This window comes from Aeribacillus sp. FSL M8-0235 (assembly GCF_038000355.1).
In the GTDB taxonomy this organism is placed as follows: Bacteria; Bacillota; Bacilli; order Bacillales; family Aeribacillaceae; genus Aeribacillus; species Aeribacillus composti.
Genome location: NZ_JBBOBW010000001.1, coordinates 2,576,357 through 2,602,792 on the forward strand (window position 1 = coordinate 2,576,357; position 26,436 = coordinate 2,602,792).

Sequence of the window (26,436 nt, forward strand, 5' to 3'; positions counted from 1 at the left end):
TTATTATTTAATTTTAGAAACCCATTCGGCCATTTCATCAAGCTTTTCTTCAGGTACTAGCCCGCCAGGCATCGCACCGCGGCCGTTTTTAATTGTTTCTTTAATTTCATCAACAGACAATTTGTCGCCAACACCTTTTAATGAAGGACCTGCTCCGCCTTCAAAGTTTTGACCGTGGCAGCTTGCACAGCTTTGCTTGAATATATCCTCCGGCTTTGCATTAGCGACGTCTTCCGTTTTTTGTCCGCCCCCCTCTTTTTCTTCAGCCATCTCTTTCATATTATCCAGTCCGATGAAAGAAAATGCAACCATTAGTCCAATTCCAAACACAATGATTAATGCAAATGGAATAAGCGGATTACGATTCATTTTGTAACCTCCCTTATGTATAACCGTACATTTGCTTTTTTCGCTCAACATGGACGAGCTGAAACTAACCTAAACAATCTCTATTGTACTTGAATTTTCTTTGAAGGAAAAGTCTTTCTATATAAGTTCCTTGTGATGTTCACGAATTAGACAAAAAAACAATTTAAAAAGATCTTATGTTTTTTAACAAATGTCATTTGCAAAATGAAAGAAGATTCAGTAAAATATAGTACAAATAGTTATTGTTGTTAGCGTTTACATATATTGAAGGGAAGGCAGACGAATAAGTCTGCCCAAGGAAAGAAAAAAACATTTTTATTCCAAAAAGTCTTTCAGCCGCTTGCTTCGGCTTGGATGGCGCAATTTTCGCAGAGCCTTCGCTTCAATTTGCCGAATGCGTTCTCGAGTGACACCGAAAACTTTTCCTACTTCTTCCAGAGTCCGAGTTCTTCCATCGTCCAGTCCAAAACGAAGGCGCAGAACGTTTTCTTCCCTGTCTGTAAGGGTATCGAGAACATCTTCAAGCTGCTCCTTTAATAATTCATATGCAGCATGCTCTGATGGAGAAGTAGCCTCTTGGTCTTCAATAAAATCACCTAAGTGCGAATCGTCTTCTTCGCCAATCGGTGTTTCTAATGATACAGGTTCTTGGGCAATTTTTAAGATTTCTCTAACTTTTTCTGGAGTCAAATCCATATCTTCAGCGATCTCTTCTGGTGTCGGTTCACGACCCAAATCTTGAAGCAATTGGCGTTGGACTCGAATTAACTTATTGATTGTCTCAACCATATGGACAGGGATGCGGATCGTTCTCGCCTGATCTGCAATTGCCCGTGTAATTGCCTGGCGAATCCACCATGTTGCATATGTGCTGAATTTGTATCCTTTTCGATAATCAAATTTTTCAACAGCTTTCATCAGCCCCATGTTGCCTTCCTGTATGAGATCGAGGAAGAGCATTCCGCGGCCGACGTAGCGTTTTGCAATGCTGACGACTAGGCGCAGGTTGGCTTCTGCAAGCCTTCTTTTCGCTTCTTCGTCCCCTTGTTCAATACGCTTGGCAAGTTCGATTTCTTCATCAGCCGATAAGAGATCAACCCGGCCGATTTCTTTTAAATACATTCGAACCGGATCATTTATTTTCACACCCGGCGGTACACTAAGATCATTTAGATCAAATTCTTCTTCATCTTCTTTGTCTAAATCCGGCAAATTGGAATCAACATCTTCGTTTTCGCTAATTAATTCGATTCCTTGCTCATTAACGTATTCATAAAACTCATCCATTTGATCTGAATCAATATCGAAATTTGCCATTTTCTCAGCAATTTCTTCATATGTTAAAACTCCGCGTTTCTTTCCTAATTGAATAAGCTGATTTTTCACTTCCTCAACAGTTCCATCAGCTTCTAAATCTTTTGAATGGGCTTGTTTTTCAGCCATTGGATCCCCTCCTTCCAGAGTTATACAAGCTTTCACATTAATCCTTTTTTCAGCTGAATTACTTCCATTGCAATTTCGGCAGCTTTTACATAATCTTTTCGTTTTTCAGCCTCTTTCTTCTCAGCTTCCTTTTCCTTTAGGATGAGCATTTTTTGATGGTTCAAGATATGTTTTACATAGTCTTGAAGCTCTTGCTCAGTCAATTGTTCGCCAATTGTCATCATGGCAATTTCCGATACAATTCGGCTTAATGAAGGATCTTTGAGCTTCGTCAAAAAGTGGCTTATGTCCGGATCGTTCCCTTCCTCATAATAAGCGTATAAATAGGATGAAATAGCCCGATGCTCCTCCACGTTAAAATTTCCACCAATCGCATGAAGAACCTTTTCTGCCACTTCCCTGCTTTTCAACATATGAGCAATTAGAAGGCGTTCTGCCTTTTGATAAGCAGGCATCAGTGCATTCCGTTGTAATGCATCAGTCTTGAGGCTCGTTTTTTCTGGTCTTCTTCTTTTCCGCTTATTTATATTCCGAAGCTCTGCCATTAACGTTTCTTTTAATACGGAAAATTCTTCAGAAAGCTGCGTGATATACAGCTCTTGTTCGATCCCGCTCGGAAGGCTGCTTAATTCGTTAAGCACTTCTTGAATGTATCTCGCTCGGTCCCCTTCATCCTGGAGATTTTTCCCCTTTCGAAAATATTCCATCTTAAATGCCATTAATGAGAGACTTGCCCCTATTACATCGTTTTTGAATTTTTCCTTTCCGTATGTCCGAATGTAGTCATCAGGGTCTAACCCTTCAGGCATTTTAGCAATCCTTACATTACATCCTGCTTCAACAAGCAATTTAGAAGCTCTGAAGGCAGCTTCAATTCCAGCGGAATCGGAATCGTAGCAAATGACAACTGTTCCTCCGCTTCTGGCTAAGAGCTTGACCTGTTCTTCCGTCAGCGCTGTTCCCATTGTTGCTACACTATGCTCGATTCCTGCATGAACGGACGATATAACATCCGCAAACCCTTCAAACAACACCGCTTCCTGTTTTCGTCTAATGAAAGGTCTTGCTTGGTGGAAATTATAAAGAATCCGTCCTTTGTTAAATATTTTTGTCTCAGGGCTGTTTAAATATTTTGGCTGTTTGTTTCCTAGCGACCTTCCGGAAAAAGCGACTGTACGGCCTTGTGCATCTTTAACCGGAAACATGATCCGATTGCGAAACCGATCAAAAAAAGAACCGTTAGATTCGCTTCGGATAATTAATCCTGTTTTTTCTAATAACGGAAGTTCAAAACCTTTTTTCAGCAAATATTTTAAAGAAAAGTCCCAAGAATCTAAAGCGTAGCCAATCTCAAATTGATCGATTAATTCTTTCGTAAAACCCCGATGAAGCAAATAATTTAACGCGTTTTGCCCTTCTTTTGTATTTAGTAATAAATGATGGTACATTTTTTTCAGCAGTTCATGCACTTTTATCATTTTCTCTGCTTCGCTGTTGTTTGGGTATGTCGATTCTTGAGAAAGCGCCGAGCCCCCTGGAATGTCCAAACCAGCTTTTTTTGCTGTCATTTGTACAGCTTCTGTAAAGCTGCATCCTTCAATTTGCATGAGAAAGGTAAAAACATTTCCGCCAGAACCGCAGCCAAAGCAGTGGAAAATTTGTTTTTCAGGTGAAACAGAAAATGAAGGTGTATTTTCGCCGTGAAAAGGACATAGTCCAAAAAAGTTTCGACCCTGCTTCTTTAATTGAACATATTCACTCACAACATCTACTATATCTACAGCATGTTGTACTTTTTCTATAAATTCCTCGGGAAGCATTTTCCCCATATGAACAACTCCGTGCCTTAAAATTTATTCAATATGAATTTTAAAATTTCCTGCATAATTCGACAATATTTTTTCAAATGCTGTGATAAAATGATGACGATCTTTATCTTGGAATTTTTTTGGCCCTTTGATATAATTGCCGTTTCTTCTTTCCCTTGCCGAAATATACCGGAGATGGAGAACAGAGTCGATTGTATCTTCTGTAAACAGCATTCCTCTTGGAGAGAGAACATGTGTGCATTTTTTAAGCAGCATACCGGCTAGTCCGATATCTTGTGTAATGATGATGTCATGTTTTTTTGAGTTGTTAAAAATGTATAAGTCGACAGATTCCTTTTCTTGATCGACAAATACCCAGCTATTCCCGTCATCCTTTTTACCTACATGAGCATATGATGCAATGAAACAAACCGGGACTTTATATTTTTTTGCGACTGATGCAATTTCTTCTTTGACGGGGCATGCATCAGCATCGACAAAAATAGTGATATTTTTCCCATCATATTTCTCTATTCTTCATCACCTCAAAGAATCCTGCCTGCAATTTAAACTTTTTACAAAAAGTGATTTGTCGAATTTTCTTTCTCCAACCCCCTTGACATCTTCCTGTAAATAGTTTATTCGTATTTTTTTTAGTCTAAACCTAAAAAGCATAATTTTATCACAATTTTTTATTATAATACAATACACTGCGTTATTCCATCATTTTATCTTTCGCCATGAAAAAAACCTACTATATTCTTAAGATCGGAATAAGCAGGTTTTATCACATGTTATTTTTTTAAGAATAAATTTTGGATATGATTGGCTGTTTCTTCAACTGCTTTGTTCGATACATCTATAACTGGACAGCCGATTTTTTGAACAATTTTTTCAAAATAAGCTAATTCTTCTTTAATTCTGTCTATATTAGCATATATAGCCTGATCATTAAGCCCGAGCTGCTTTAATCTTTCCTTTCGAATATAATTCAGCTTTTCCGGACTGATTTTTAGACCGACGCATTTCTCTTTGGAAACTTTAAAAAGTTCTTCAGGGGGTTCTACTTCTGGAACAATAGGAACATTAGCTACTTTTAATCGTTTTAGCGCCAAATATTGCGACAAAGGCGTTTTGGAAGTCCGCGATACACCGATCAAAACAATATCGGCTTTCAAAATTCCTCTCGGATCGCGGCCGTCATCATATTTAACAGCAAACTCAATTGCTTCTACTTTTTTGAAATAGTCTTCATCAAGCTTCCGAACTCTTCCGGGCTCATACTTCGCTTTTATTCCATATGACGTTTCCATTTTATCAATTAAAGGACCAATGATATCGTGGTAGATCACACCTTCTTTTTCCGCTTCTTGAATAAGAAGATTCCTAAGTTCGGGGACAACGATTGTGAAGCAAATGATCGCATTATCCATTTTCGCCAATGCGACAACTTCTTTGATTGTATTTGCATCCTCCACATAAGGCACCCTTTTCACATTCGTTTCATATTGAGAGCCGTTAAATTGACTGATAGCTGCTTTTACAACGAGATCTGCCGTTTCCCCGACTGAGTCTGAAACAATATAGATCGTACGATTATTCATTCGGATCCCCCATTCTTACATAATATCGTCATCAACTAATCTTACCAATATTTTTGTAATGTTTGTTTTCGTAATTCTTCCTATCACTTCAAAACCGCCGTCCACTTCTTTTACAACGGGCAGTGCATCGATTTGCTTTTCAATTAAAATCCTTGCTACATCAATAATAAGATCTTCCTTTTTGCATACGGTTATATTTGGCATTCTAGTCATAATAATATTGACGGGGATTTGGGTTAATTCCTGTTTGCCGATGCTTGCCCGGAGGAGATCTTTTCTCGACAGCACTCCCACTAGCAACGATTGATTATCTACCACAAATAATGTCCCGACATCTTCCAAAAACATTGTACAAATTGCATCATAAACAGAAACATTATCGTTGACAACGACTGGGATCGACTGAAAATCTTTTACTTGGAGCTTTTTTAATTTCTCTGCAAGCAAATTGGCGCCTGATTTCCCTGTATAAAAATAGCCGACTCGCGGCCTTGCGTCAAGGTATCCAGCCATTGTTAAAATTGCTAAATCAGGTCTTAGCGTAGCTCTTGTCAAGTTTAAACGATCTGCAATATGCTCACCTGTAATTGGCCCATGCTCCTTAACGATTTGCAATATTTGTTCTTGCCGTTTATTAAGCTCTATTGTCCTCACCACCTTGAAAAAGAGGCTGCATTATAAAAATATTATATATGATTTCAATATTTTGAAAAGGTTTTCTATTGCTCATTACGGCGAAAGGAAAGACGATTATCCTCGGGATAATCGTCCATTTGCATTTATTTTACGATAATTTCATTCACTTTGGCAAAAGATGTGATTATCTTTGTTAATTGTACCATTTGGGACAGCCTGTTTTGTTTAACCGATTCATCCTCTGCCATTACCATAATATTATCAAAATAACGATCAATCACCGGCTTTAAAGCTTTCATTTCCAAAAATGCTTCTTTAAAATTACCCTCTTTTTGCAATTTTACAAAATTTTCTTCAAGCCGTAAATACGCTTGATACAATGTTTTTTCTTCTTCCTTCTCGAACAGCTCTTCTTTAATATTGCCCTCTTGGCCCTTAGACGAGATGTTGACAACACGAGACAGCGATTCAATTACTTCTTTAAAGTCACCCTTTTGGCTTTCTTCTGACAGAACGGCAGCCCGCTCAAAATATGCATTAACTTCATGGTAATTGGATTGTAATACCGATTCAATTATATCATGGCGGACATTTTCTTCATGAAGCGCAAATTTGACTCTCATTTGGAAGAACGACAGCAATTCTTTTCTCAAATTGTCTTTATTTTCTAAACCATATACATTTATAGCAAGGTCGAACAATTCCTCCAATTCAAGCCGCCATTGTTTGGCTCGAAGAATTTGAACAATGCCGCTTGCTTGTCTTCTTAATGCATACGGATCTTGTGAGCCAGTTGGAATCAAACCGATCGAAAAAAATCCTGCAATTGTATCCAGCTTGTCCGCAAGCCCTACAATGGCTCCGCTCAACGTTTCAGGCGTCTTGTCGGAAGCATGCCGCGGCATATAATGCTCATTTATTCCTTTTGCAACCTCTTCCTGTTCACCCTTTAAAAGAGCGTATTTTTCTCCCATAATTCCTTGAAGCTCAGGAAATTCATAAACCATTTGCGTAACAATGTCAAATTTGCAAATGGAAGCAGTCCGTTTAATATAAGCTTTCTCCTCATTGGAGCATTCAAGCTTTTCGCTAAGCTTTTCTGATAATTTTACAATTCGGCGAACCTTGTCACCGATGGAGCCCAGTTCTTCATGAAAAACAATTTTTTCAAGCTTCTCCAGTGCGGTATCGATGGCAAGCTTTTTGTCTTCTTCGTAGAAGAAATTTGCATCGGAAAGTCTTGCCCGAAGGACCTTTTCATTCCCCTTGGCAATCGTTTCAATGTTTTGATCATTCCCGTTTTTTACGGTAACAAAAAACGGAAGCAGCTTTCCATCTTTATTTTTGACAGGAAAATATCGCTGATGCTCCTTCATCGTCGTCACTAACACTTCTTCAGGCAATGTTAAAAACTGGTCTTCGAATGAACCGTACAGGGCGGTCGGATATTCCACCAAGTTTGTAACTTCCTCGAGCAAATCTTCATCAACAGGGATGATCCAGTTTTCCTTTCTTTCCAGTTCCTCCAGCTGTTGAATGATCATTTGTTTTCGTTTTTCATAATCGGCGACAACAAACTGGTTCAACAAAGTATTTTCATAATCGCGTGGAGTGGAAATTTCCGCTTTCGTCCCTAAAAAGCGATGGCCATACGTAACATTTCCTGTCGGAACATCGGTAATGGAAAACGGAATGATGTCTTGTCCAAATAAGACAACTAACCATTGGATCGGACGGATATAGCGAAGATTCCAATTTCCCCAACGCATATTTTTCGGAAAATGGATGGTTTGAATAATCTCTTCTAACCCTGGGAGCAGTTCTTTCGTTTCTTTCCCTTTTTGAAATGTTTGAACAAAAGCGTACTCAACACCATTTACTTCTTTAAAGGATATGTCGTTTGTGGAAGCTCCTTGGCTCCGTGCAAAGCCTAACGCTGCTTTTGTCCAATTTCCATTCTCATCAACCGCAATCTTTTTTGCCGGTCCTTTTGCTTCGCCAAGCAAATCTTCCTGTTTTTCATTTACATCCTCTACAAGGACGGCAAGACGTCTAGGAGTTGAATATTTTTTTATTTTGGCGTAAGAAATGCGATGTTCATCCAGCCAAGCTCCTACTTTGTCAGCCAGCTGATCAATCGAAGACAGGATGACGCCGGCAGGCATTTCTTCAAGCCCGATTTCGATAAGTAAATCCCGTTTATTCATGATTTTCGGCCCCCTTGTTTTTCAGCATTGGAAAACCGAGTTTTTCCCGTTCTTCATAAAACGTTTTGGCAACTTTTCTTGCCAGCTTTCTCACTCTGCCAATATATCCGGTTCGTTCTGTAACAGAAATAGCTCCTTTTGCGTCAAGCAAATTAAATGTGTGCGAGCATTTTAAAACGTAGTCGTACGCTGGATGAACGAGACCTAATTCCATCTGTCTGTGCGCTTCTTTTTCATACGTATTAAACAGTTCAAATAGCATGTTTGTATCGGATGTTTCGAACGTATACTTGGAATGCTCATATTCAGGCTGATAAAAAATGTCCCGATATGTAAATCCGTTTGTCCATTCAAGGTCAAATACATTTTCTTTTTCTTGAATATAAGACGCCAAACGCTCAATTCCATAAGTTATTTCAACAGAAATCGGTTTGCATTCCAGTCCTCCGACCTGCTGAAAATACGTGAATTGAGTAATTTCCATTCCGTCAAGCCAAACTTCCCAGCCAAGCCCTGCGCAGCCGAGAGAAGGATTTTCCCAGTTATCTTCCACAAAGCGGATGTCATGTTCAAGCGGATCAATTCCAAGAGCCTTTAATGAATCTAAATAAATTTCTTGTATGTTTTTCGGAGACGGCTTCATAATGACTTGGAATTGATGGTGTTGATAAAGGCGGTTCGGATTTTCCCCATACCTTCCGTCAGCAGGTCTTCTTGACGGCTCCACGTAAGCAACATTCCACGGTTCTGGCCCGATGGAGCGAAGAAATGTGTATGGGCTCATGGTTCCGGCACCTTTTTCTACATCATATGCCTGCATCAAAATACATCCATGATCGGCCCAATGCTTTTGCAGCGTCAAAATCATTTCTTGAATGTTCATTCATCATGCACCTCCACAATTAAGTTATGTTCGAACAAAATAAAAACCGTCCCTAATGCAACAAAGTTGCATAGGGACGGGATGACCCGCGGTTCCACCCTATTTGCTGAAAAACGTTTCAGCCTCTCGTAAACCGTTATTGCTCTGGAACGCCGTTCCCTGCATCCTCATACCTTAGCTCGCACCATCCTAAGGTCGCTTTCTATGAAGATTGCAGGTACTCTTTTCCTTCATCGCATTTTATTATTCAATTTGACACGTATCATTTCCGCTCATTACATGACATTAAATCGCTTTTTCTAACAGCATGAGGGGGGATAAATCCTTCATTTGAAAGGTTTCACATCCATGTATATGGTTTACAACATTTCTTTTAAACTGTCAAGCTGATTTAAAAATTTTTTCGATTTCAGCGATAAACCTGCATATTCCTGATAATATTGATCAAGAACAAATCTCAGTTCTTTTTTTGTCTCAGCGGAGACGGATATTTGACCAATGCGGTTTAAGTCAATAGAATAAAACAGCCGCAACAGCTTCACTGTCTTCTGAGAAATATTGAGCCTGTAAGGATCTTTTTCAAAACAGCGGCTGCAAATCAATCCGTTTTCTTTTAATGAAAAATGAAACGGTCCGTTTGTTTCGCCGCTTACTGCACATTTGTTTAATTCGGGATATAAACCGAGAACGTTGAGCATCTTTATTTCAAATATATTGGTCAAAATTTCCGCATCCTTTTCTTCATTCAGCAGATGAAGTGTTTGAAATAAGAGCTCAAACAAAAAAGGGTTTCTGTCTTTTTCATCTGTTCCTTTATCAAGGAGCTCTACAATATATGAAGCATATGCAGTCAAAAAAATATTTTCCTTAATCTCTCTAAAAGCGGAAATGATTTCTCCTTGGCTTAAATTGCCCAATCCAGAAGATTGATGATACAAAAAATTTCCATACGTAAAAAGTTGGGTAACAGCTGCGAGGCGGCTGTTCGGTTTATTTGCGCCCCGTGCCATTACACCAACTTTCCCAAACTCCCTTGTATATATTGTAACAACTTTATTGGTCTCACCATATTCCGTTGTACGAATGACAATTCCTTCCGTCTTTACAAGCATTTCTCCACCATCCTATTGGATACAGCACTACTAAACAGGGAGATCAACCTCAGTCCGCTCTTCTTCCTTCATTTGACAATCTTTCGTCCGCTCCTTTTCAAGCTCTTTAAAAAGGAGATATGTGTCAATATTACCTGTAAACGTGAATACTTTCCAGGTAAAATCTAACATATTGTCCCCACCTTTCTGTCGTTGTTCCTAAGCTATATCCAATTCATTGTTATCATAGCCTTTTTGACTCATTTTCATGTTTTGAAAATATTTCTAACTTCCTTCAAGTCAATTAATATTCGTCTTCCCTAAATCCAAAATCTCGCAATTGCGACAGGCGATTTCTCCAATCTTTTTGCACTTTGACCCACAGCTCTAAAAAGACTTTTGATCCGAGCAAGTTTTCAATGTCAACCCTTGCCCTTTTCCCAATTTCTTTCAACATTCTTCCTTGCTTCCCAATGATAATACCTTTTTGAGAGTTGCGTTCCACAACAATTGTTGCAGCTATATATACTGCATGGTTTTCTCTTTTTTCAATAGAATCAACAACAACTGCGACAGAATGCGGGATCTCTTCTCTTGTCAAATGCAATACTTTTTCGCGAACTAGTTCAGAAATGATAAAACGTTCCGGGTGATCTGTCACCTGATCACTAGGATAATATTGCGGACCTTCCGGCAAATACGCTTCAATTTGCCCTAGCAACGTTTCAATGTTGTTTCCTTGCAGGGCAGAAATTGGAACAATTTCCTGAAACTCGAACTTTTCCCTGTATTGATCAATAAGCGGCAATAAATCATCAGGATGAACCCGATCGATTTTATTGACAACTAAAAATACAGGAGTATCGGTTTCCTTCAATCGTTCCATGATATATTCATCACCGCGGCCTAATCCTTCTTCAGCATTAATCATAAACAGAATTAGATCCACTTCTTTGAGCGTATTTTGAGCGACTTTCATCATAAAATCGCCCAATTTATGCTTTGGTTTATGAATACCGGGAGTGTCGATAAAAATAATTTGTGAGTTTTCCGTCGTATAAACCCCTTGTATTTTGTTTCTCGTTGTTTGAGGTTTATCGCTCATAATCGCAATTTTTTGACCGATTACACGGTTAATAAAAGTCGATTTGCCGACATTCGGACGGCCAATGATTGATACAAATCCTGATTTAAATTCTGTCTTATTCATGTAAATCCTCCGATGAAAATGCTTCTGGTAATAGTTGTTCAACTGTTAGCTCGTTATAGTCTCCGTTAAGATTCGCCAAAATCACCTTCATATTTTTAGGACAGAGCTCTGCTATGACTTGCCTGCAAGCGCCGCATGGCGATACAGGGCGCTTTGTATCCGCAACTATGGCAATAGCTGCGAATTCATTTTCACCTTCTGAAACCGCTTTATATATAGCAGTGCGCTCGGCACAATTGCACATGGAATAAGCTGCGTTTTCAATATTGCATCCTTTGTATACTTTTCCATCCTTTGTCAGAAGTGCTGCACCTACTTTAAATCGAGAGTATGGTGCATAAGCAAATTCTCTTGCTCTTTTTGCTTCTTCAATCAGTTGATGGGAGTCCATAGCTTCCTTCCTTTCGTTTACGTTGCAGCTTATACTCATTATTTTACATCATTTTTCATTTAATTTCACGTTTATTTTTTCAGAAAATTCTACATTTTTCACGAAAAAACTTCAATTATTTTGGGGGCAAAAATGATGAATCCGATAACAACCGAAACGGCTGCATAAACCAATACTGCTCCTGCAGCTGCATCTTTTGCAGTTTTAAGCAGAGGATGAAATTCTTTCGACACAGCATCAGCGATTCGCTCAATGGCAGTATTGACCAGCTCTAAAGCTAACATTCCGCCAATTAATAGGAGAATGACAATCCATTCAATTAAGCTAATGTTGAAAAATAATCCGGCTGCGATCACGATGATCGCAGCTGTCACATGAATTCTAAAGTTCCGCTCGGATTGGAAGGCTGCAGCTATTCCTTGTACGGCAAAATAAAAGCTTTTCAACAAAGTCTTCATGTTTATCCTGTTCTTTTCAATCCAAATTTCTCTAAAATTTCCTTTTGCCTTGAAAACATTTTTTCTTCTTCTTCTTTTGTCATATGATCATAACCTAATAAATGCAAAAAGCCGTGAACAGATAAAAATCCGAGCTCTCTCATAAATGAGTGGCCGTATTCTTCTGCTTGCTCTTTCGCTTTTTCTATTGAGATAATGATATCCCCTAAATGAGGGGGGAGATCAGCACCTTGGATCTCCACTTCATCTTCTCCTGTTTCTTCAAGCGCAAATGAAATCACATCTGTCGGCTGATCTTTTCCCCGGTAATCCCGATTGATCTCTTGAATGTGTTTATTAGTAACAAAGGTTATAGATACTTCCGAATCTTTGGGAACACGTTCTTCTAAAGCAGCAAATTGCAGCAAATTTTCGATCGTTTCTATTTCCTCAGAAGAGAGTGTTTCCGTCTGGTCGAAAATGTCAATGGATAATGTCATGTTTTCTTCACCTTCTTTTCATGAAATTCCGGATATTCAATTCTTGAATGAAAAATCCCCTTCAATGTTTCACACAATATTTTTGCCACCGTTTCAAGCTCTTTAAACGTTATATCACATTCGTCGAATTGCCCGTCTTGAAGTTTATCTTTTATGATGGAACGAACAAGCTTTTCAATTTTTTCGGGCATCGGATTTTTCATTGAACGAACAGCTGCTTCTACACTGTCAGCGATACAAATAACGGCAATCTCCCGCGTTTGCGGCTTCGGACCCGGATATCTAAACTCACTTTCCAAAATAGGCTGATCACTATTTTCTTGGGCTTTATGGTAGAAAAATTTTAAAAGCGATGTTCCATGATGCTGCAGAGCAATATCGATAAATTCTTTCGGCATTTTATGCTTCCTTAACATTTCTGCTCCCTCTTCAGCATGAGCAATAATAATGTTTTTGCTTAGCTGAGGGGACAATTTATCATGCGGATTTTCCATGTTCATTTGGTTTTCAATAAAATAGCGCGGCCGTTTCGTCTTGCCGATATCGTGATAGTAGCTTCCAACTCTTGCCAACAACCCATTCGCACCGATCGCTTCGCAAGCAGCCTCGGCTAGATTGGCCACCATTACACTGTGATGATAAGTACCAGGCGCCTCCGTTAATATTTTCCTTAATAAAGGATGATTCGGATTCGACAGTTCAATCAGCTTCATCGTCGATAAAATGCCAAAACCTGATTCAAAAAAAGGCATTAAACCGATTGTCAAGACGGAAGAGATAACACCTGATACAATCGCCATAAGAAAATAAGAACCGATCTCTAGATTCGAATAAATTCCATTTTGAATGAATAAAATAGCGGTGATCACAACAATATTAACAGCCGAAACGAAAAGACCAGCTTGTAAAATTTTCGAACGGACGTTATGTTCCCCTAGAAACAGAATGGCTGCGATGCACCCGCATAAGTAGTAAAGACCAATTGTAAAATTAAATGTGCCAGTGACTCCATCATTAAAAATCAAGCTTCCGCAAAAAGCATATATAATGCTTGTCACGAACGCAAGGCGGTCATTAATCAAAAGCTTTGTCAACATAACTCCCATCAGCACCGGGACAATAAAGCCGATATGAGAATAGTCCATTTTTTGAAATAAGCTGATAATCTTCATGACCGTTAACGTTATCGCTAGGATGATGGTAAAGAGAAGCAATGACTGGTTTTTACTCGTAAAGAACGAGTTCTTTTCTTTTTCAAAAAAATATGCAAGATAGATCATCACTAATAAGACTAAAATGAAAAGACCAATAATCGGCTGAAATGTGTACTTATTATCTAAAAGGCCCAACAATTCCAGCTTTCTATATACTTCCCTGTCAATTAATTGGCCCTCTTCGACTATAATTTGACCTTGCTTAATTTGAACCTCCTGCACTTTTTCTTTTGCTTCTTCCCGCTTTTCATCTGTTGATTTTGGGTCAAATACATAATTGGAAATAATTGCGCTGCGTCCAATCTCTTCAGCTGCTGAGCGTATCTTATCCGGCAAATTCACGTTTTGAAGCCGTTCTTTCACTTTGTTTCTCGCTTCTTCTAATTTTTCAGCCGGAATCGGCTCGCTCATCGTTTCATTGACAGCCGTAACAACCGCATCTTTCGCCAGCGTAAGCTGTCCTTCATTTGCACTTAACAACGATGTATATACGCTTTCAGGATATTTATCATACATATCTCCTAAACTGCTTTTAAGCCTGTCAAGCTTCTCTTTGCTGCTCATTTCGGCATTAGAAGAAGCCTCCATGATGGCATCAAATAAAGATTCGACCAAATCCACACTGTTGTCCGCATATTCTTTTTTTAGCACATATTGATCTTCCACGCTTTCAGCAGCTTCTTCTCTTCTCTTTTCCGTCATTTCCTTATCGACAACGGTAACAGGTGCGTAAATCGTTTGGTCGGATACTGAAAATAATTTGGCATCAAACGTGTCCGGTTCTACATTGCTGTATAAAACGGTAAACAAAATTACTCCAATAACGGGATATAAGAAAAGATGAAGGGATTGCATTTTTTTTAAAAAATGGAATATCGGCTGTTTCCTGTCTTTGCGATCCATTTTTCTTTTCATTTGTCACAGCACCTCCGATCAATTCTATGCAAAAAATGACCCGGTCATGATGAGCGGGTCTTACTGATCATCTTTTTCATAAGCCTCAATAATTTTTGAAACGAGCGGGTGCCGCACGACATCAGTTTCCTTTAAATATACGAATGAAATGCCCCGAATGCCTGATAATTTTTCATTCGCTTCAAGCAGTCCTGATTTTACTCCTTTTGGCAAATCCACTTGTGTCAGGTCGCCTGTAATGACCATTTTGGATCCAAAGCCTAAACGGGTTAGAAACATTTTCATTTGCTGAGTTGTTGTATTTTGCGCTTCATCTAAAATAACGAACGCATCCTCAAGTGTTCTTCCGCGCATATACGCCAATGGAGCAATTTCAATAACTCCTCTTTCTAACAAGCGCTCCGTATGGTCCACGCCTAAAATATCGTGTAGAGCATCATACAAAGGCCTTAAATAAGGATCTACCTTTTCTTTTAAATCGCCGGGCAAAAAACCTAAATTTTCACCAGCTTCAACGGCCGGCCGCGTTAATATGATTTTATTTACAAGCCCATTTTTCAAGCAATGGACGGCCATGACAACAGCGAGAAACGTTTTTCCTGTTCCTGCTGGACCGATTCCAAATACTAAATCATGCGTTTTAATTGCTTGAAAATACTTTCGTTGACCTAGCGTTTTTACACGAATGGTTTTTCCTTTTGCATTTTTCGCAACTTCTTCATCGTATAGGGATTCAAATTCATCGATCTTCCCACTTTTCGCCATTTTTGTTGCATAAAGCACGTCTTGTTCGTTAATCGAAATTCCTTTTCGAATAACCGAAAGAAGGGATTTCAAGATGTCTTCAACCAGTTCAGCTTTTTCTTTATCTCCTGAAACATATACCGCTTCACCGCGCGAAATGATCGATACGTTTAACTCTTCTTCAATTCTTTTTAAATGAACATCATGAATCCCAAATAAATTAATGGCTTCATTCGGATTTTCTAAACTCTGGCTGATTGTGACTAAATCTTCTGTCATTCTCTAATCTCCCTGAACCCGTTTTATTTTTACAATGTTTTCAATAACTTGGAAGTGTATTTTCAATCTTACTTTACCATTCTCGACGTCTTCGTGCAAAACTTTTTCGCCAACAATTTTGACATCTTTTCCAAGTTTTCGAAATAAGTCATTTTTCCCGGCAGCAATCGCTTGCCGTTTCGCTTCATCCACAGAATATTTTCTGTGAAAGGTTTCCGTCTCACGAATCGTTTCTTTCTTATAGTTAACTGGAAGATCCCATTTTAAAAATTTTAATGGACGCTCGTCTCGCTCCACCGCATATTGCGGATATTCCGATTCATCATTGCGAAACATCCCCCAAATAGGAAGGGAAAAAGAACGAAAGGAGAGAAAATGCTTCGTGACTGACTTTCCTGAAAATAACTGGAAAGTTGTTTGAAGCGGCACCTCCACTGTTGAAATATACCAAGTTTCGCCTAATATTTCTCCGTCTGCTGCCACTTTTCGTATTTTATCACCTTCTCCAACTACACCGGAAACTAATATTTGTCCTTTTCTAACAAAATCATGAACGTCTACTAAAGGTTGTCCTTTTTCAACATACATTTTTGCTATAACAGCTTCCTTCGCGGCCACTAAATGCCTCGGCCCCTCCACTTTGCTTTTTTGCTCTTTTTTCTTTTCGGCTACTTCCAGAGAATATGTCGTTCCTTTTAATTTGACACCGATCCATGTTATATCATCTATTTGGCTCATCAAACGATTTTGAACTGTTTGATTGCTCGATGTCAAAAACTGAAACGTCCCTCTTTTAATTCCTATTTTGTCCAATTCTTTTTGTATTAAATGCTCTGTTTTCGGACTAGCCCCTTTTATTTCAATATGCCAAATCATGTTGGATAAAAGAAATGTAATGGCAATGAACAGAACAATTCCAATAACAAAACCAAAATTTCTCCATGATTTTTTTAATAAAAATGGAAATCCTATCCTTTGGTGAAAGGTGCACTTACATTCATGTTTACGAACTACTTTTCGTAAAGCCTGTACATCTTTAAGGCGTATAAAAAAAGAAATTGCACCGTTTTCCAGCCGCTTTACATTTATTGTGACAATGCCAAGCCGCGTGCAATCGTTCAACATTCTTTCTGAGCCGGTTCCTTCCGCTATTACCTGAACGAAGCCTGTAAAATATAACAACCAATTGTTCCGCATCCCGATCCCCCTACTGATCAATATATAATACTTGTTCAATTTTCCCTTCTACAAGGAGCTCTTCTGGCAATATCGCTTTCATCACAAAATCGCTTCCTTTAATGAGCATCTGGCCTTGCTGCAGCAAAACTCGAATCTCTTTATCTGTAAAGGAAAGCAGTCCTTTATGATTTTCTATATATATATGCAATGTACCGATCATCGTAACACGGGGAAGATCCATCATGACGTCAGCTGGTATTTGCAATCCTTCTGTCAATATGCTTTTTATTCGCTGATGCCATTTTTTGCCCATAAAAGAACCCCCTTCATCCTCATATTTATGAGAGACAAAAGGGGATTAACACCATTAATTCATTTATTTTATGAAATTCGACCGATGGGGCTTTTTGGATCGGGGTTCATCTAAAATGACGCTCCAAATGACTCCTTTTGCAGCTGAATGCATGTGTAAAGCTGATGGTTTCTGTTTTTTATTTTTATTATGAAAAGATTTCATATTCGATTTGTCTTTTTCAGCTTTTTTTAGTTGGCTGGATAGGCCTGTGTGTACATTTTGAATTTGATTCCATTCATTTGGAGGGCTTGTCGAAACATTTTTTGTCCTTTGTTTCGTTTGTTTTGCCACTTGTTTCCTTTTTTTCTGCTGCTCTTGATCTTTTTTATTTCTGCCAAACAAAGAAGAAATAATCCCGATTAAAATAAAAATGAGCAGTGGATTTTCAAATATTTCCATATGACACCTCCTTTGATGGGCAGAAAGATCATTCTTCTTCATCACCAGCAGAGTTTTTTGTCATTTTTCCGATAGAATCACGCATATTTGTATCAGCGGTAATGTTTTTGATGTTCATATAATCCATAACTCCAATATTTCCTGATTTTAAAGCTTCCGCCATTGCAAGCGGAACTTGCGCTTCCGCCTCAACAACTTTTGCCCGCATTTCTTCAACTTTAGCTCGCATTTCCTGCTCTCTTGCCACCGCCATCGCCCTGCGTTCCTCCGCTTTAGCTTGCGCGATGTTTTTGTCCGCTTCCGCTTGATCTGTCTGCAGGATCGCACCGATGTTTTTGCCGATATCAACGTCCGCGATGTCGATGGATAAAATTTCAAAGGCTGTTCCTGAATCGAGTCCTTTGTTTAAAACTGTTTGCGAAATCATATCAGGGTTTTCCAGCACTTTTTTATGATCATCAGAAGAACCAATAGTGCTGACAATTCCTTCACCTACACGTGCGATAATCGTTTCTTCCCCGGCACCGCCAACAAGCCGGTCGATATTGGCTCGCACCGTGATGCGGGCTTTTGCTTTCACTTCAATTCCGTCCATGGCAACCCCTGCAATAAACGGGGTTTCGATTACTTTCGGATTTACGCTCATTTGAACGGCCTCAAGCACGTCTCTTCCCGCTAAATCAATCGCAGCACAACGTTCAAAGCTCAATTCAATATTAGCTCTTTCAGCTGCAATTAATGCGTTGACAACTCGATCAACATTCCCTCCTGCCAAATAATGGCTTTCCAATTGATTCGTTGTGACATCAAGGCCTGCTTTATGCGCTTTAATTAACGGATTGATCACTCGACTTGGAATGACTCTACGCAGCCTCATTCCAATAAGAGTCAAAATACTGATGCGAACGCCAGCTGCCAGAGCGGAAATCCAGAGCATAATCGGCACAAAAGAGAACAAGATGCCAAGCAAAATAAGACCTAATACGATAAGACCTAGTAAAAGAAAAAATGATACATCCATGTGATATACCTACCTCCTATTCATTTTCATTAATAGCTCTTACAACAATTCGTGAGCCTTCTACTTTAACAATTTTCACTTTTTTTCCTTTCTCAATATACGTTCCTTCTGTCACAACATCCAATCTTTCCTCTCCATCGGTCATTACTGTTCCTGCCGGTCGTAAAGCAGTCACAGTTACACCCGTTTTCCCAATTAAATCTGTACGATTTTGATTGGATACATAACCTTTCTCCGTGCTGATTGAATCATTTAAAATAATTTTTTTAAACCATTTCATACGCTTACCAATCACCTTTGACATGATGAATATTGTGAATATCGAAATGGAACCGGCAATAAAAAGAGAAACCGCCATATGTCCTATATGATCAGCTGCTAAAAATAAACTTAAAAGGACTGAAAGAAAACCGATTGCTCCAATAATTCCTCCTGGAACAAACAACTCTGCAATTATAAGCAGAACCCCAAGCACGAACAAAACAACCGTTTCCAATCCCGCAAGCCCTGCAATAAAATGACCGAAGAAAAACAAAAACAGCGCCAATAGTCCAATAAAACCAGGAATGCCAAACCCAGGAGTGTACAATTCTAACACAAACCCTAAACCGCTAATCGTTAATAATATCGGAATGGTATACATGTTTGTTACAAAACGGGCTATTTTTTCAGCAAACGTCTCCTCAGTCTCTTGGATTTTTGCACCTTCCATTCCGATCGATTTCAAAAGCTCTGCCCGGCTTTTGGCGATGCCTTCACCATACCCGACTTCCATCGCTTGTTTTGCTGTTAATGTTAGTAATTCTCCTTTTTCTGCACCATATTCGGGCATATCCAAGCTGCTGTCTACCATCGCCTCAGCGAACATAGGGTCTCTGCCATGAACCTCAGCAGCATTTCTCATCTCTGCTTTCCAAAACGATTGCACTTTTACTTCTGCAGCATTGCCATTGGAGTCAATGACAGCCGCTGACCCAATGGTACCGCCAGGATGGTAATATATTTGATCAGCCCTTAATGCTATATAAGCCCCTGCGGAAATCGCATGTTTATTTACATAAGTGATTGTTTTGATATCTGTATCCATAATCATTTTACCTATTTCTATCGCTGCCTCTAAAGCACCGCCAGGAGTGTTCAATTCAAAAACAATGACATCCGCTTTTTCTTTTTCCGCCTCCTGAATGGATCGTTTAATAAAATGCACCAACCCTTTTTCAATTGTATTTTCAATCGGAATAAAATAAACAGTTTTTCCTTCAGCTGATTTGGCATCAAAAGACGCACAAATAATCGACAAGATGAGCAGCAGAGCGCAAATAGCGAAAAACTTATTGTTTGATTTCAGGCCTCTCCCCCCTTATTTTTTGCCTAATATTATTACGGACAATTGTGCAGAAAGTTTCAAAAATCAACTATTCTGCAAACAAACATGAAACGAAAAAATATTTTCATTATTTTTCATATTATGTTACTATTAAAAAAAATATATAACCATCTACTAGGGGTGTCCAATTAGCTGGACTGAGAGAAGAACGCGCCTGAAGTTCTTCAACCCTTTGAACCTGATCTGGATGATGCCAGCGTAGGGAAGTAGGTAGCGGGAGTATTTTGTATTGCCTTCTTTTTCTATATTGAATTGATCGGGTTCGTGTTAAAGCGAACCCGTTTTTATTTTTCACATCCCATCTCCCCTCCTATTTTTCTATGCACATCTTCAGATAAAAAAATGGAGGAGGAGAAAAATGAAACATTATTTCGAAAACATGCAGTTTCCAGCAAGCAAAAAAATTTATGTGACTGGGTCGAGACCCGATATTCGGGTTCCGATGAGGGAAATTCAATTAACTCCCACGAAAACGGAAGCGGGAACGTTTGAAAATGAACCTGTAAAGGTTTATGACACGAGCGGTCCCTATACAGATCCTGATTTTCAGGCAGATATTCATAAAGGTTTGCCGGCTGTGCGCAAACAGTGGATTTTAGACCGTCATGATGTTGTAGAATATGACGGGCGCCAGGTAAAGCCTGAAGATAATGGATTTCGCAATTGGGAAGATCACAATATTGCCACACCTTTTCATCGAAAGCCTTTCAAAGCAAAAAAAGGTGCTGTCGTTACACAAATGCACTATGCAAAAAAGGGGATCATCACCCCAGAGATGGAGTTTGTGGCGATTCGTGAAAACATGGATCCTGAATTCGTTCGTCAAGAAGTCGCTACCGGCAGGGCCATTATTCCGTCCAACATTAATCACCCGGAAAGTGAACCGATGATCATCGGCCGGAACTTTCATGTAAAAATTAATGCCAACATTGGCAATTCAGCTGTAACATCGTCAATTGAAGAAGAAGTTGAGAAGATGCTTTGGGCCATTCGCTGGGGCGCTGACACAATTATGGACCTGTCAACAGGAAAAAATATTCATGCAACAAGAGAATTTATCATCCGCAACTCGCCCGTGCCGGTTGGAACCGTCCCGATTTACCAAGCGCTCGAAAAAGTAAATGGCGTTGCTGAAGAGTTAACATGGGAAATTTACCGTGATACATTAATTGAGCAAGCAGAACAAGGGGTCGATTATTTTACTATACATGCCGGCGTGCTGCTTCATTATATCCCTTTGACCGTCAAAAGGACGACCGGAATCGTATCCCGCGGCGGTTCGATCATGGCCCAGTGGTGTATGGCGCATCATCAAGAAAACTTTTTATACACTCATTTTGAAGAGATTTGCGAAATTTTAAAAACATATGATATTGCTGTTTCATTAGGTGACGGCTTGCGTCCCGGATCTATTCGAGATGCCAATGATGAAGCGCAATTTGCCGAATTGAAAACGCTCGGTGAATTGACGGAAATCGCCTGGAAACATGATGTTCAAGTCATGATCGAAGGCCCTGGGCACATTCCGATGCATAAAATTAAAGAAAATGTTGATTTAGAAAATGAAATTTGCAAGGGGGCTCCTTTTTATACCCTTGGTCCATTAACAACCGATATTGCTCCCGGCTATGATCATATTACGTCAGCCATTGGAGCAGCCATGATCGGCTGGTACGGAACGGCCATGCTATGTTATGTAACTCCGAAAGAGCATTTAGGCCTTCCCAATAAAGAGGATGTGCGCCAAGGTGTTGTTGCTTACAAAATTGCAGCCCACGCCGCAGATTTGGCAAAAGGGCATCCAGGCGCCCAAATAAGGGATGATGCTTTATCAAAAGCCCGTTTTGAATTTCGCTGGAACGACCAATTTAATCTTTCTCTCGATCCTGAACGGGCACGCGAATATCATGACGAAACTTTGCCGGCAGAAGGAGCGAAAATTGCCCATTTTTGTTCTATGTGCGGTCCAAAATTTTGCTCGATGAAAATTTCCCACAATTTAAGAAAAATGGCCGGTTCAAGTGATTCTGATTTCGTTCAGGAAGGTTTGAGGCAAAAAGCAAAAGAATTTATAGAGGGCGGATCATCCCTTTATCGATAAATAATTTTCAAACTAATGCTCCTGGAAGCTTTAATGGCTTCCAGGAGCTATTCATTCATTAAACGTTTGATCAATCCCGCTGGTTCAATCGGAATTAAACTTTTATGATATTCATCCACTTTCGTTAAAAATTTTGATAGCTGTTTAGATTGCAGCGCTCGAATAATGGAGGCCGAAATATTTGTTTCCTCTTGCCAATTTCGAAAATCAAACACCATCCCGAATTTTTTTAATTTCTCCAAATTTATTTCTTCCTGTCCTGGAAGAGTGTGGTACACAAAAATAGGGATTTTTTTGTATAAACATTCGCTAATTGTCACACCCCCGGGCTTTGTCATGATAAAATCGACGCGATTGTACAGATCGTTCATTTGTTCTCTTGAAGAGATGTAAGGTAAAGGAGTAATTCGTGGATGGTTTTGTTTTATTAATCGATCATAAAGCTTTCTGTTTTTTCCGCATAAGACCATATAATGGATATCATCATCGCGGCTGATTTTTTCCGTTATTTTCTCTATTGAACCGACGCCTGAGCTTCCTCCCGAAATTAATCCTTGATAAAAACGCATGCTATGTACATGTTCATCTTTCCTTTTTGTAATATTGGGGTGAACAGGAATCCCCGTAACAAAAATCTGTTCTTTTTTTATACCTTTTTGGAGCAAATAATCTTTCATATATGAGTGACCGACAAAATGATAGTCAATTTCTCTTTTTCCCCAAAGATGATGAATAAAAAAATCTGTGTATACATTGATAACAGGGATGTTGATTTGAGAAGAGGCTTTCAGCCTGGCAAGCAAGTAGGAAGGAAGAGCATGGGTACAAACAATCATTTTCGGATTCAATTCATCAATGATCTTTTTTAAATGCCGGAGAAAAAGTGCTTCATAATGGACAAACCTTTTGACGCTCTTTTGCTCCGCAAGCACTGACCTGTGGTACATATGGCTATATGATTTAGGAAAACGGCCAATCCATTGCAAATAAAAGGAAGATATCAGCCTTTCTATTTTTCCAAATTTCGATGACAAAAGGTCCATTTTTTCGCAATGAATGTCGGGATCAAGCCGTAACAACCCTTCCATTAGAGCATCAGCTGTTTGATGATGGCCTGAAGGTATGGTCAAAAAAGGAAGATATAAAATTTTTTTCATATCGCTCACCATTGTTATTGATGGAGTTCTTTAAAAGTTTTTTCTTAATTTCGCATGGCTATTCGAAAAAAATTTTTATAAATAAAAACAATTCGTATGCTAAAAAATAAACTGTAAGAAAAAAAGTGAAAGGTGTTGCAAATGGGAAGGTTGAGATATTGTTTTTTTAAGTTTTGGTGCCTGTTGGATCCCATTTATTACCTTTGTTCGCGGCTTGAGTATGTGAAGGACAAGGAGAATAATCGTGACATTTTCCGGGTTCGATTGACAAAATATAAAGGAAGGGAAATAATTCTTTCAGACGGTACAAAAATTAAAAAAAATGATCTTCTGTTAAAAATACATCTTCATAACGTCTACTTAATGAAGGAACTGAATCGTTTTAAGAGCGAAATTCAAAAAGGAAGATACATTTACTCTAAAACAGAAAAAGGGCTGCCAAATATCGTTCAATACTTGCGGAATCATTCACAATTTCATAATGTGAAAGGGATTATTGGAATAACTATTTTAAATAAAGGCTCTGAACGGCTGGGCTTTGAAACGTTTTCCATTCAAAATCCATTTTATAAATGGTATAAGCTTTTGACATTTACCCCTATGTATTTAATCATTCAATATCGTTTCGATAGCTTGAAGCGGCCGCCGAAATATTTAATGATGTCAAAAGAAAAACTGCTCAAACTATATGGATAGAACGGTTTTCCCTTCATCAAAAAAGAGCGTATGAACAGCTCAGGCGCCGCTTATACGCTCCGTCATGTTGATCCCGTTGATGTTTCAATGAAAATATTTGGGTTAACTCCGAAATAAATCCTTTCCCTTTCAGAGCAAATAGTGCTGTCGTTTTTCCCTGTTCTCACAGCCAGATAGACGTGTGCTTTCTTTTCGATAGGTTTTCCTTTATTGCCGCTGTATTTTCCCGATAATCTTCATTGAGATCAGCGATCTTTCCGAATGTTTTCCTTCATTGTTTCCCTCTGCTCAATTTTTTGCGGACATTTGCATAGCAGTTATATTCTTTCGCCGACAAGCTTGCTATCAACAACTGAACCACTATTGATGAATTGCAAGGCAGCTACATTCATTAATCGACTGCCGCAGTCCATAGGATGAATCCGCTGCAAAAACTTAAAAGCTTGCCGCACATAGAAAGCGGCAAGCTTTTTACTCGAATTATGAAAGCAAATCCTGAACCAATTTATTGACAAGCGAGCCATCTGCTTTTCCTTTTACTTTTGGCATAACGGCTCCCATTACTTTCCCCATATCGGATTTGGACGTTGCGTTCACTTCCGAAATTGTTGTTTTAATAATTTGTATTAATTCCTCTTCAGATAATTGCTCAGGCATATATTCAGTTATTACTGCAATTTCAGCTTTCACTTTTTCAACTAAATCTGAACGACCTGCATTTTCAAATTCTTGGAGGGAGTCTTTACGTTGCTTTAATTCTCGAGAAAGTACCGTTAATTCCTCTTCTTCAGTCAACTCACTTTTTCCGAGTTTAATCGCTTCATTTTGCAAGGATGCTTTTACCATGCGAATGACTGAAAGGCGATCTTTCTCTTTATTTTTCATCGCTTGCTTCATATCTTGATTTAAACGCTCAAGAAGACCCATAATTAATATACACCCTCTTTTAATATTTACGCTTTCTTGCAGCTTCAGATTTTTTCTTGCGTCTTACGCTAGGCTTCTCATAAAATTCGCGCTTTCTATATTCCTGCAAAGTACCAGTTTTTGATACTTGGCGTCTGAAGCGGCGAAGAGCATCCTCAAGCGATTCGTTTTTACGTACGATCGTTTTAGACATCCTTTTTCCCTCCCTCCGAACAAAGCCAGTTCATGTTCCTTATCAAAAAGAACATTTACTAAGTTAGTATAATATAATCGATTTATTTGGTCAATGTTCAAAACATCTTTCCTATTCCTTATGACTTTTTTTTACCGGACAGGTTTACAAGACTGTTTCATATCAGCTTTTGTATGGAAGAATTTCCAAATTCATCATGTATATAAGGAAATGATTCAAGATCGTTTGAAAGCCGCTAAACAGCTGTCTGAAAAAATATAACTAGTTCGATTGAAAAAAATTACTCGTTCATAAGGTCTTATTGTGACACCTTGTCCATAGACTGTTGATGAGGTGGTTTTCATGGGAATGCAATTGCTGTTATTATTTTTTTCTTGTTTCCTTTTATTTTTTTGCGGAATGGCAATGATGAAATACGGATTTCAGCAAATGTCCCATAGGCAGCTGGAGAAATGGCTGTACAACTGCACGAATGCCCCAATCAAATCCTTTCTAACCGGCATGATTGCAACAGCTCTTGTTCATAGCAGTTCTCTAGTGATGGTGATTACAGTTAGTTTTGTTTCCGCTGGTTTGTTAAAGTTTAAAGATGCAATTGGAATTATTTTAGGTTCCAATGTCGGGACGACCTTTACGACCGAATTTCTAGCCGTTGAAATAGATGACTATTTAGGGATGATGTTTGCAATTTCTCTTCTTCTCATGCTTTTTAAAAACAGAATTTTATTTTCATTAGGCTGTTCATGCTTCGGCATATCGTGTATTTTTTTAGCTTTGAACGGGTTTGAAAAAGCTGCTTTTCTTTTGTCTGACCTGCAGGTTATGTCTGATCTACTTTCCAAATCGAGTGACCATTTGCTTTTTTCTGTCGGAATAAGCGCGGTCTTCACCGGAATTATTCAATCATCAACTGCATTAATCGGAATTGTCATGAGCTTTATGAACGAACAGCTGCTGCCATTAGAAACAGGATTAGCTTTTGTTCTCGGCGCAAATATCGGCACCTGCATTACAGCTTTATTGGCCTCGATCGGCTCTAAACAAGAAGCGAAATATACTGCTTTTGCCCATCTTTGGCTGAATGTGTTTGGAGTGATCCTGTTCGTTCCGCTTATTCCTTTTTTCGCAAATAATTTAAAATTGTTAACAAATGAACCAGATTTCCAAATCGCTCACTTTAGTCTGATTTTTAACCTGATAACTTCTTTAATCATTCTCCCGTTTGCGAATCAATATGCAAATTTTGTATTATGGTGGACAAAAACTATTTCAGCATGGATAAAAAAATAA

27 protein-coding genes, 1 riboswitch and 1 other annotated feature are annotated in these 26,436 nt (G+C 38.9%); of the genes, 3 read left to right on the forward strand and 24 right to left on the reverse strand.

The genetic code is table 11. The features are described from left to right. Positions 1–3: 3 nt before the first annotated feature. The 21 genes from cccA to NSQ71_RS12610 form a co-directional block, all read right to left on the reverse strand. The gene (gene cccA, locus NSQ71_RS12510) at positions 4–369 is read right to left on the reverse strand and encodes a cytochrome c550 (protein WP_063388055.1); all 366 of its coding nucleotides are present in this window, start codon (positions 367–369) and stop codon (positions 4–6) included. A gap of 315 nt (positions 370–684) precedes the next feature. Continuing rightward, entirely contained in the window at positions 685–1,812 is a 1,128-nt protein-coding gene (gene rpoD, locus NSQ71_RS12515) for an RNA polymerase sigma factor RpoD (protein ID WP_063388054.1), read from the reverse strand. A gap of 32 nt (positions 1,813–1,844) precedes the next feature. Next, positions 1,845–3,641, reverse strand: a complete 1,797-nt coding sequence (gene dnaG / locus NSQ71_RS12520; RefSeq protein ID WP_063388053.1) for a DNA primase — start codon at positions 3,639–3,641, stop codon at positions 1,845–1,847. 24 nt (positions 3,642–3,665) lie between these two features. After that, positions 3,666–4,154: a YaiI/YqxD family protein gene (locus NSQ71_RS12525; protein WP_066247551.1), complete on the reverse strand. Its 489-nt coding sequence runs from the start codon at positions 4,152–4,154 to the stop codon at positions 3,666–3,668. Positions 4,155–4,414: 260 nt separating this feature from the next. Further along, positions 4,415–5,224, reverse strand: a complete 810-nt coding sequence (locus tag NSQ71_RS12530) for a pyruvate, water dikinase regulatory protein (protein WP_063388051.1) — start codon at positions 5,222–5,224, stop codon at positions 4,415–4,417. Between the two features lie 15 nt (positions 5,225–5,239). Beyond that, complete coding sequence (locus NSQ71_RS12535; protein WP_094246231.1) at positions 5,240–5,878, reverse strand: helix-turn-helix transcriptional regulator; 639 nt, start codon at positions 5,876–5,878, stop codon at positions 5,240–5,242. A gap of 125 nt (positions 5,879–6,003) precedes the next feature. Continuing rightward, on the reverse strand, positions 6,004–8,067 hold the full coding sequence (gene glyS / locus NSQ71_RS12540) for a glycine--tRNA ligase subunit beta (protein WP_144596771.1): 2,064 nt from the start codon (positions 8,065–8,067) through the stop codon (positions 6,004–6,006). After that, positions 8,060–8,950, reverse strand: a complete 891-nt coding sequence (gene glyQ / locus NSQ71_RS12545) for a glycine--tRNA ligase subunit alpha (RefSeq protein WP_063388048.1) — start codon at positions 8,948–8,950, stop codon at positions 8,060–8,062. The genes glyS and glyQ overlap by 8 nt, the downstream gene beginning before the upstream one ends. A 69-nt stretch (positions 8,951–9,019) precedes the next feature. After that, positions 9,020–9,193 (reverse strand) — a binding site (T-box leader). Between the two features lie 116 nt (positions 9,194–9,309). Beyond that, positions 9,310–10,062, reverse strand: a complete 753-nt coding sequence (recO, locus tag NSQ71_RS12550) for a DNA repair protein RecO (RefSeq protein ID WP_066247548.1) — start codon at positions 10,060–10,062, stop codon at positions 9,310–9,312. A 30-nt stretch (positions 10,063–10,092) separates the two neighbouring features. After that, positions 10,093–10,233, reverse strand: coding sequence for a YqzL family protein (locus NSQ71_RS12555; RefSeq protein WP_065095532.1), 141 nt, complete (start codon positions 10,231–10,233; stop codon positions 10,093–10,095). A 112-nt stretch (positions 10,234–10,345) separates the two neighbouring features. Beyond that, positions 10,346–11,251: a GTPase Era gene (gene era, locus NSQ71_RS12560; protein ID WP_094246235.1), complete on the reverse strand. Its 906-nt coding sequence runs from the start codon at positions 11,249–11,251 to the stop codon at positions 10,346–10,348. Beyond that, positions 11,244–11,642 carry a cytidine deaminase gene (locus NSQ71_RS12565; RefSeq protein ID WP_339193093.1) on the reverse strand — a complete coding sequence of 133 codons (399 nt, stop codon included), beginning with the start codon at positions 11,640–11,642 and terminating at the stop codon, positions 11,244–11,246. Before NSQ71_RS12565 ends, era begins: the two co-directional genes overlap by 8 nt. A gap of 98 nt (positions 11,643–11,740) precedes the next feature. Further along, entirely contained in the window at positions 11,741–12,100 is a 360-nt protein-coding gene (locus NSQ71_RS12570; RefSeq protein ID WP_063388044.1) for a diacylglycerol kinase family protein, read from the reverse strand. A gap of 2 nt (positions 12,101–12,102) precedes the next feature. Continuing rightward, complete coding sequence (ybeY, locus tag NSQ71_RS12575; protein ID WP_130158844.1) at positions 12,103–12,579, reverse strand: rRNA maturation RNase YbeY; 477 nt, start codon at positions 12,577–12,579, stop codon at positions 12,103–12,105. Further along, positions 12,576–14,708 carry an HD family phosphohydrolase gene (locus NSQ71_RS12580; protein ID WP_063388042.1) on the reverse strand — a complete coding sequence of 711 codons (2,133 nt, stop codon included), beginning with the start codon at positions 14,706–14,708 and terminating at the stop codon, positions 12,576–12,578. Before NSQ71_RS12580 ends, ybeY begins: the two co-directional genes overlap by 4 nt. 60 nt (positions 14,709–14,768) lie before the next feature. Further along, positions 14,769–15,731, reverse strand: a complete 963-nt coding sequence (locus NSQ71_RS12585; protein ID WP_063388041.1) for a PhoH family protein — start codon at positions 15,729–15,731, stop codon at positions 14,769–14,771. A gap of 3 nt (positions 15,732–15,734) precedes the next feature. Then, positions 15,735–16,928, reverse strand: a complete 1,194-nt coding sequence (yqfD, locus tag NSQ71_RS12590) for a sporulation protein YqfD (protein WP_063388040.1) — start codon at positions 16,926–16,928, stop codon at positions 15,735–15,737. A 10-nt stretch (positions 16,929–16,938) separates the two neighbouring features. After that, positions 16,939–17,223 (reverse strand): sporulation protein YqfC, encoded by a 285-nt coding sequence (gene yqfC / locus NSQ71_RS12595; protein WP_063388039.1) that lies wholly within the window; start codon positions 17,221–17,223, stop codon positions 16,939–16,941. Positions 17,224–17,286: 63 nt separating this feature from the next. Next, positions 17,287–17,664, reverse strand: coding sequence for a hypothetical protein (locus tag NSQ71_RS12600; RefSeq protein WP_340733997.1), 378 nt, complete (start codon positions 17,662–17,664; stop codon positions 17,287–17,289). 28 nt (positions 17,665–17,692) lie between these two features. After that, positions 17,693–18,685, reverse strand: a complete 993-nt coding sequence (gene floA / locus NSQ71_RS12605; protein ID WP_066247540.1) for a flotillin-like protein FloA — start codon at positions 18,683–18,685, stop codon at positions 17,693–17,695. 16 nt (positions 18,686–18,701) lie between these two features. Beyond that, the gene (locus tag NSQ71_RS12610; protein ID WP_340733998.1) at positions 18,702–19,985 is read right to left on the reverse strand and encodes an NfeD family protein; all 1,284 of its coding nucleotides are present in this window, start codon (positions 19,983–19,985) and stop codon (positions 18,702–18,704) included. A gap of 193 nt (positions 19,986–20,178) precedes the next feature. After that, positions 20,179–20,294: riboswitch (TPP riboswitch) on the forward strand. A 136-nt stretch (positions 20,295–20,430) separates the two neighbouring features. On the opposite strand from NSQ71_RS12610, the gene thiC reads away from it, so the two are divergent. After that, on the forward strand, positions 20,431–22,173 hold the full coding sequence (gene thiC / locus NSQ71_RS12615) for a phosphomethylpyrimidine synthase ThiC (RefSeq protein WP_340733999.1): 1,743 nt from the start codon (positions 20,431–20,433) through the stop codon (positions 22,171–22,173). 47 nt (positions 22,174–22,220) lie between these two features. Here thiC and NSQ71_RS12620 read toward each other — a convergent pair whose 3' ends face one another. Further along, positions 22,221–23,330 (reverse strand): MGDG synthase family glycosyltransferase, encoded by a 1,110-nt coding sequence (locus NSQ71_RS12620; RefSeq protein ID WP_340734000.1) that lies wholly within the window; start codon positions 23,328–23,330, stop codon positions 22,221–22,223. A gap of 141 nt (positions 23,331–23,471) precedes the next feature. Here NSQ71_RS12620 and NSQ71_RS12625 point away from each other — a divergent pair, with 141 nt between their 5' ends. Continuing rightward, a complete protein-coding gene (locus tag NSQ71_RS12625) occupies positions 23,472–24,026 on the forward strand; it encodes a YkoP family protein (protein ID WP_340734001.1) in 555 nt (184 codons plus the stop codon). A 480-nt stretch (positions 24,027–24,506) separates the two neighbouring features. Here the strand turns inward: NSQ71_RS12625 and NSQ71_RS12630 are convergent, their stop codons facing one another. Both NSQ71_RS12630 and rpsU read right to left on the reverse strand, forming a co-directional pair. Further along, complete coding sequence (locus tag NSQ71_RS12630) at positions 24,507–24,953, reverse strand: GatB/YqeY domain-containing protein (RefSeq protein ID WP_063388172.1); 447 nt, start codon at positions 24,951–24,953, stop codon at positions 24,507–24,509. A gap of 19 nt (positions 24,954–24,972) precedes the next feature. Beyond that, the gene (rpsU, locus tag NSQ71_RS12635; protein ID WP_063388032.1) at positions 24,973–25,146 is read right to left on the reverse strand and encodes a 30S ribosomal protein S21; all 174 of its coding nucleotides are present in this window, start codon (positions 25,144–25,146) and stop codon (positions 24,973–24,975) included. Between the two features lie 342 nt (positions 25,147–25,488). Between rpsU and NSQ71_RS12640 the strand changes: the two genes are divergently transcribed. Then, positions 25,489–26,436: a Na/Pi symporter gene (locus NSQ71_RS12640; protein ID WP_082829575.1), complete on the forward strand. Its 948-nt coding sequence runs from the start codon at positions 25,489–25,491 to the stop codon at positions 26,434–26,436.

Bases quoted from the DNA above. Each gene is read 5' to 3' on its own strand.
- cccA (WP_063388055.1), bottom strand. From the start codon at position 369: ATGAATCGTAATCCGCTTATTCCATTTGCATTAATCATTGTGTTTGGA.
- rpoD (WP_063388054.1), bottom strand. From the start codon at position 1,812: ATGGCTGAAAAACAAGCCCATTCAAAAGATTTAGAAGCTGATGGAACT.
- dnaG (WP_063388053.1), bottom strand. From the start codon at position 3,641: ATGGGGAAAATGCTTCCCGAGGAATTTATAGAAAAAGTACAACATGCT.
- NSQ71_RS12530 (WP_063388051.1), bottom strand. From the start codon at position 5,224: ATGAATAATCGTACGATCTATATTGTTTCAGACTCAGTCGGGGAAACG.
- glyS (WP_144596771.1), bottom strand. From the start codon at position 8,067: ATGAATAAACGGGATTTACTTATCGAAATCGGGCTTGAAGAAATGCCT.
- glyQ (WP_063388048.1), bottom strand. From the start codon at position 8,950: ATGAACATTCAAGAAATGATTTTGACGCTGCAAAAGCATTGGGCCGAT.
- recO (WP_066247548.1), bottom strand. From the start codon at position 10,062: ATGCTTGTAAAGACGGAAGGAATTGTCATTCGTACAACGGAATATGGT.
- NSQ71_RS12555 (WP_065095532.1), bottom strand. From the start codon at position 10,233: ATGTTAGATTTTACCTGGAAAGTATTCACGTTTACAGGTAATATTGAC.
- era (WP_094246235.1), bottom strand. From the start codon at position 11,251: ATGAATAAGACAGAATTTAAATCAGGATTTGTATCAATCATTGGCCGT.
- NSQ71_RS12565 (WP_339193093.1), bottom strand. From the start codon at position 11,642: ATGGACTCCCATCAACTGATTGAAGAAGCAAAAAGAGCAAGAGAATTT.
- NSQ71_RS12570 (WP_063388044.1), bottom strand. From the start codon at position 12,100: ATGAAGACTTTGTTGAAAAGCTTTTATTTTGCCGTACAAGGAATAGCT.
- ybeY (WP_130158844.1), bottom strand. From the start codon at position 12,579: ATGACATTATCCATTGACATTTTCGACCAGACGGAAACACTCTCTTCT.
- NSQ71_RS12580 (WP_063388042.1), bottom strand. From the start codon at position 14,708: ATGAAAAGAAAAATGGATCGCAAAGACAGGAAACAGCCGATATTCCAT.
- NSQ71_RS12585 (WP_063388041.1), bottom strand. From the start codon at position 15,731: ATGACAGAAGATTTAGTCACAATCAGCCAGAGTTTAGAAAATCCGAAT.
- yqfD (WP_063388040.1), bottom strand. From the start codon at position 16,928: ATGCGGAACAATTGGTTGTTATATTTTACAGGCTTCGTTCAGGTAATA.
- yqfC (WP_063388039.1), bottom strand. From the start codon at position 17,223: ATGGGCAAAAAATGGCATCAGCGAATAAAAAGCATATTGACAGAAGGA.
- NSQ71_RS12600 (WP_340733997.1), bottom strand. From the start codon at position 17,664: ATGGAAATATTTGAAAATCCACTGCTCATTTTTATTTTAATCGGGATT.
- floA (WP_066247540.1), bottom strand. From the start codon at position 18,685: ATGGATGTATCATTTTTTCTTTTACTAGGTCTTATCGTATTAGGTCTT.
- thiC (WP_340733999.1), top strand. From the start codon at position 20,431: ATGAAACATTATTTCGAAAACATGCAGTTTCCAGCAAGCAAAAAAATT.
- NSQ71_RS12620 (WP_340734000.1), bottom strand. From the start codon at position 23,330: ATGAAAAAAATTTTATATCTTCCTTTTTTGACCATACCTTCAGGCCAT.
- NSQ71_RS12625 (WP_340734001.1), top strand. From the start codon at position 23,472: ATGGGAAGGTTGAGATATTGTTTTTTTAAGTTTTGGTGCCTGTTGGAT.
- NSQ71_RS12630 (WP_063388172.1), bottom strand. From the start codon at position 24,953: ATGGGTCTTCTTGAGCGTTTAAATCAAGATATGAAGCAAGCGATGAAA.
- rpsU (WP_063388032.1), bottom strand. From the start codon at position 25,146: ATGTCTAAAACGATCGTACGTAAAAACGAATCGCTTGAGGATGCTCTT.
- NSQ71_RS12640 (WP_082829575.1), top strand. From the start codon at position 25,489: ATGGGAATGCAATTGCTGTTATTATTTTTTTCTTGTTTCCTTTTATTT.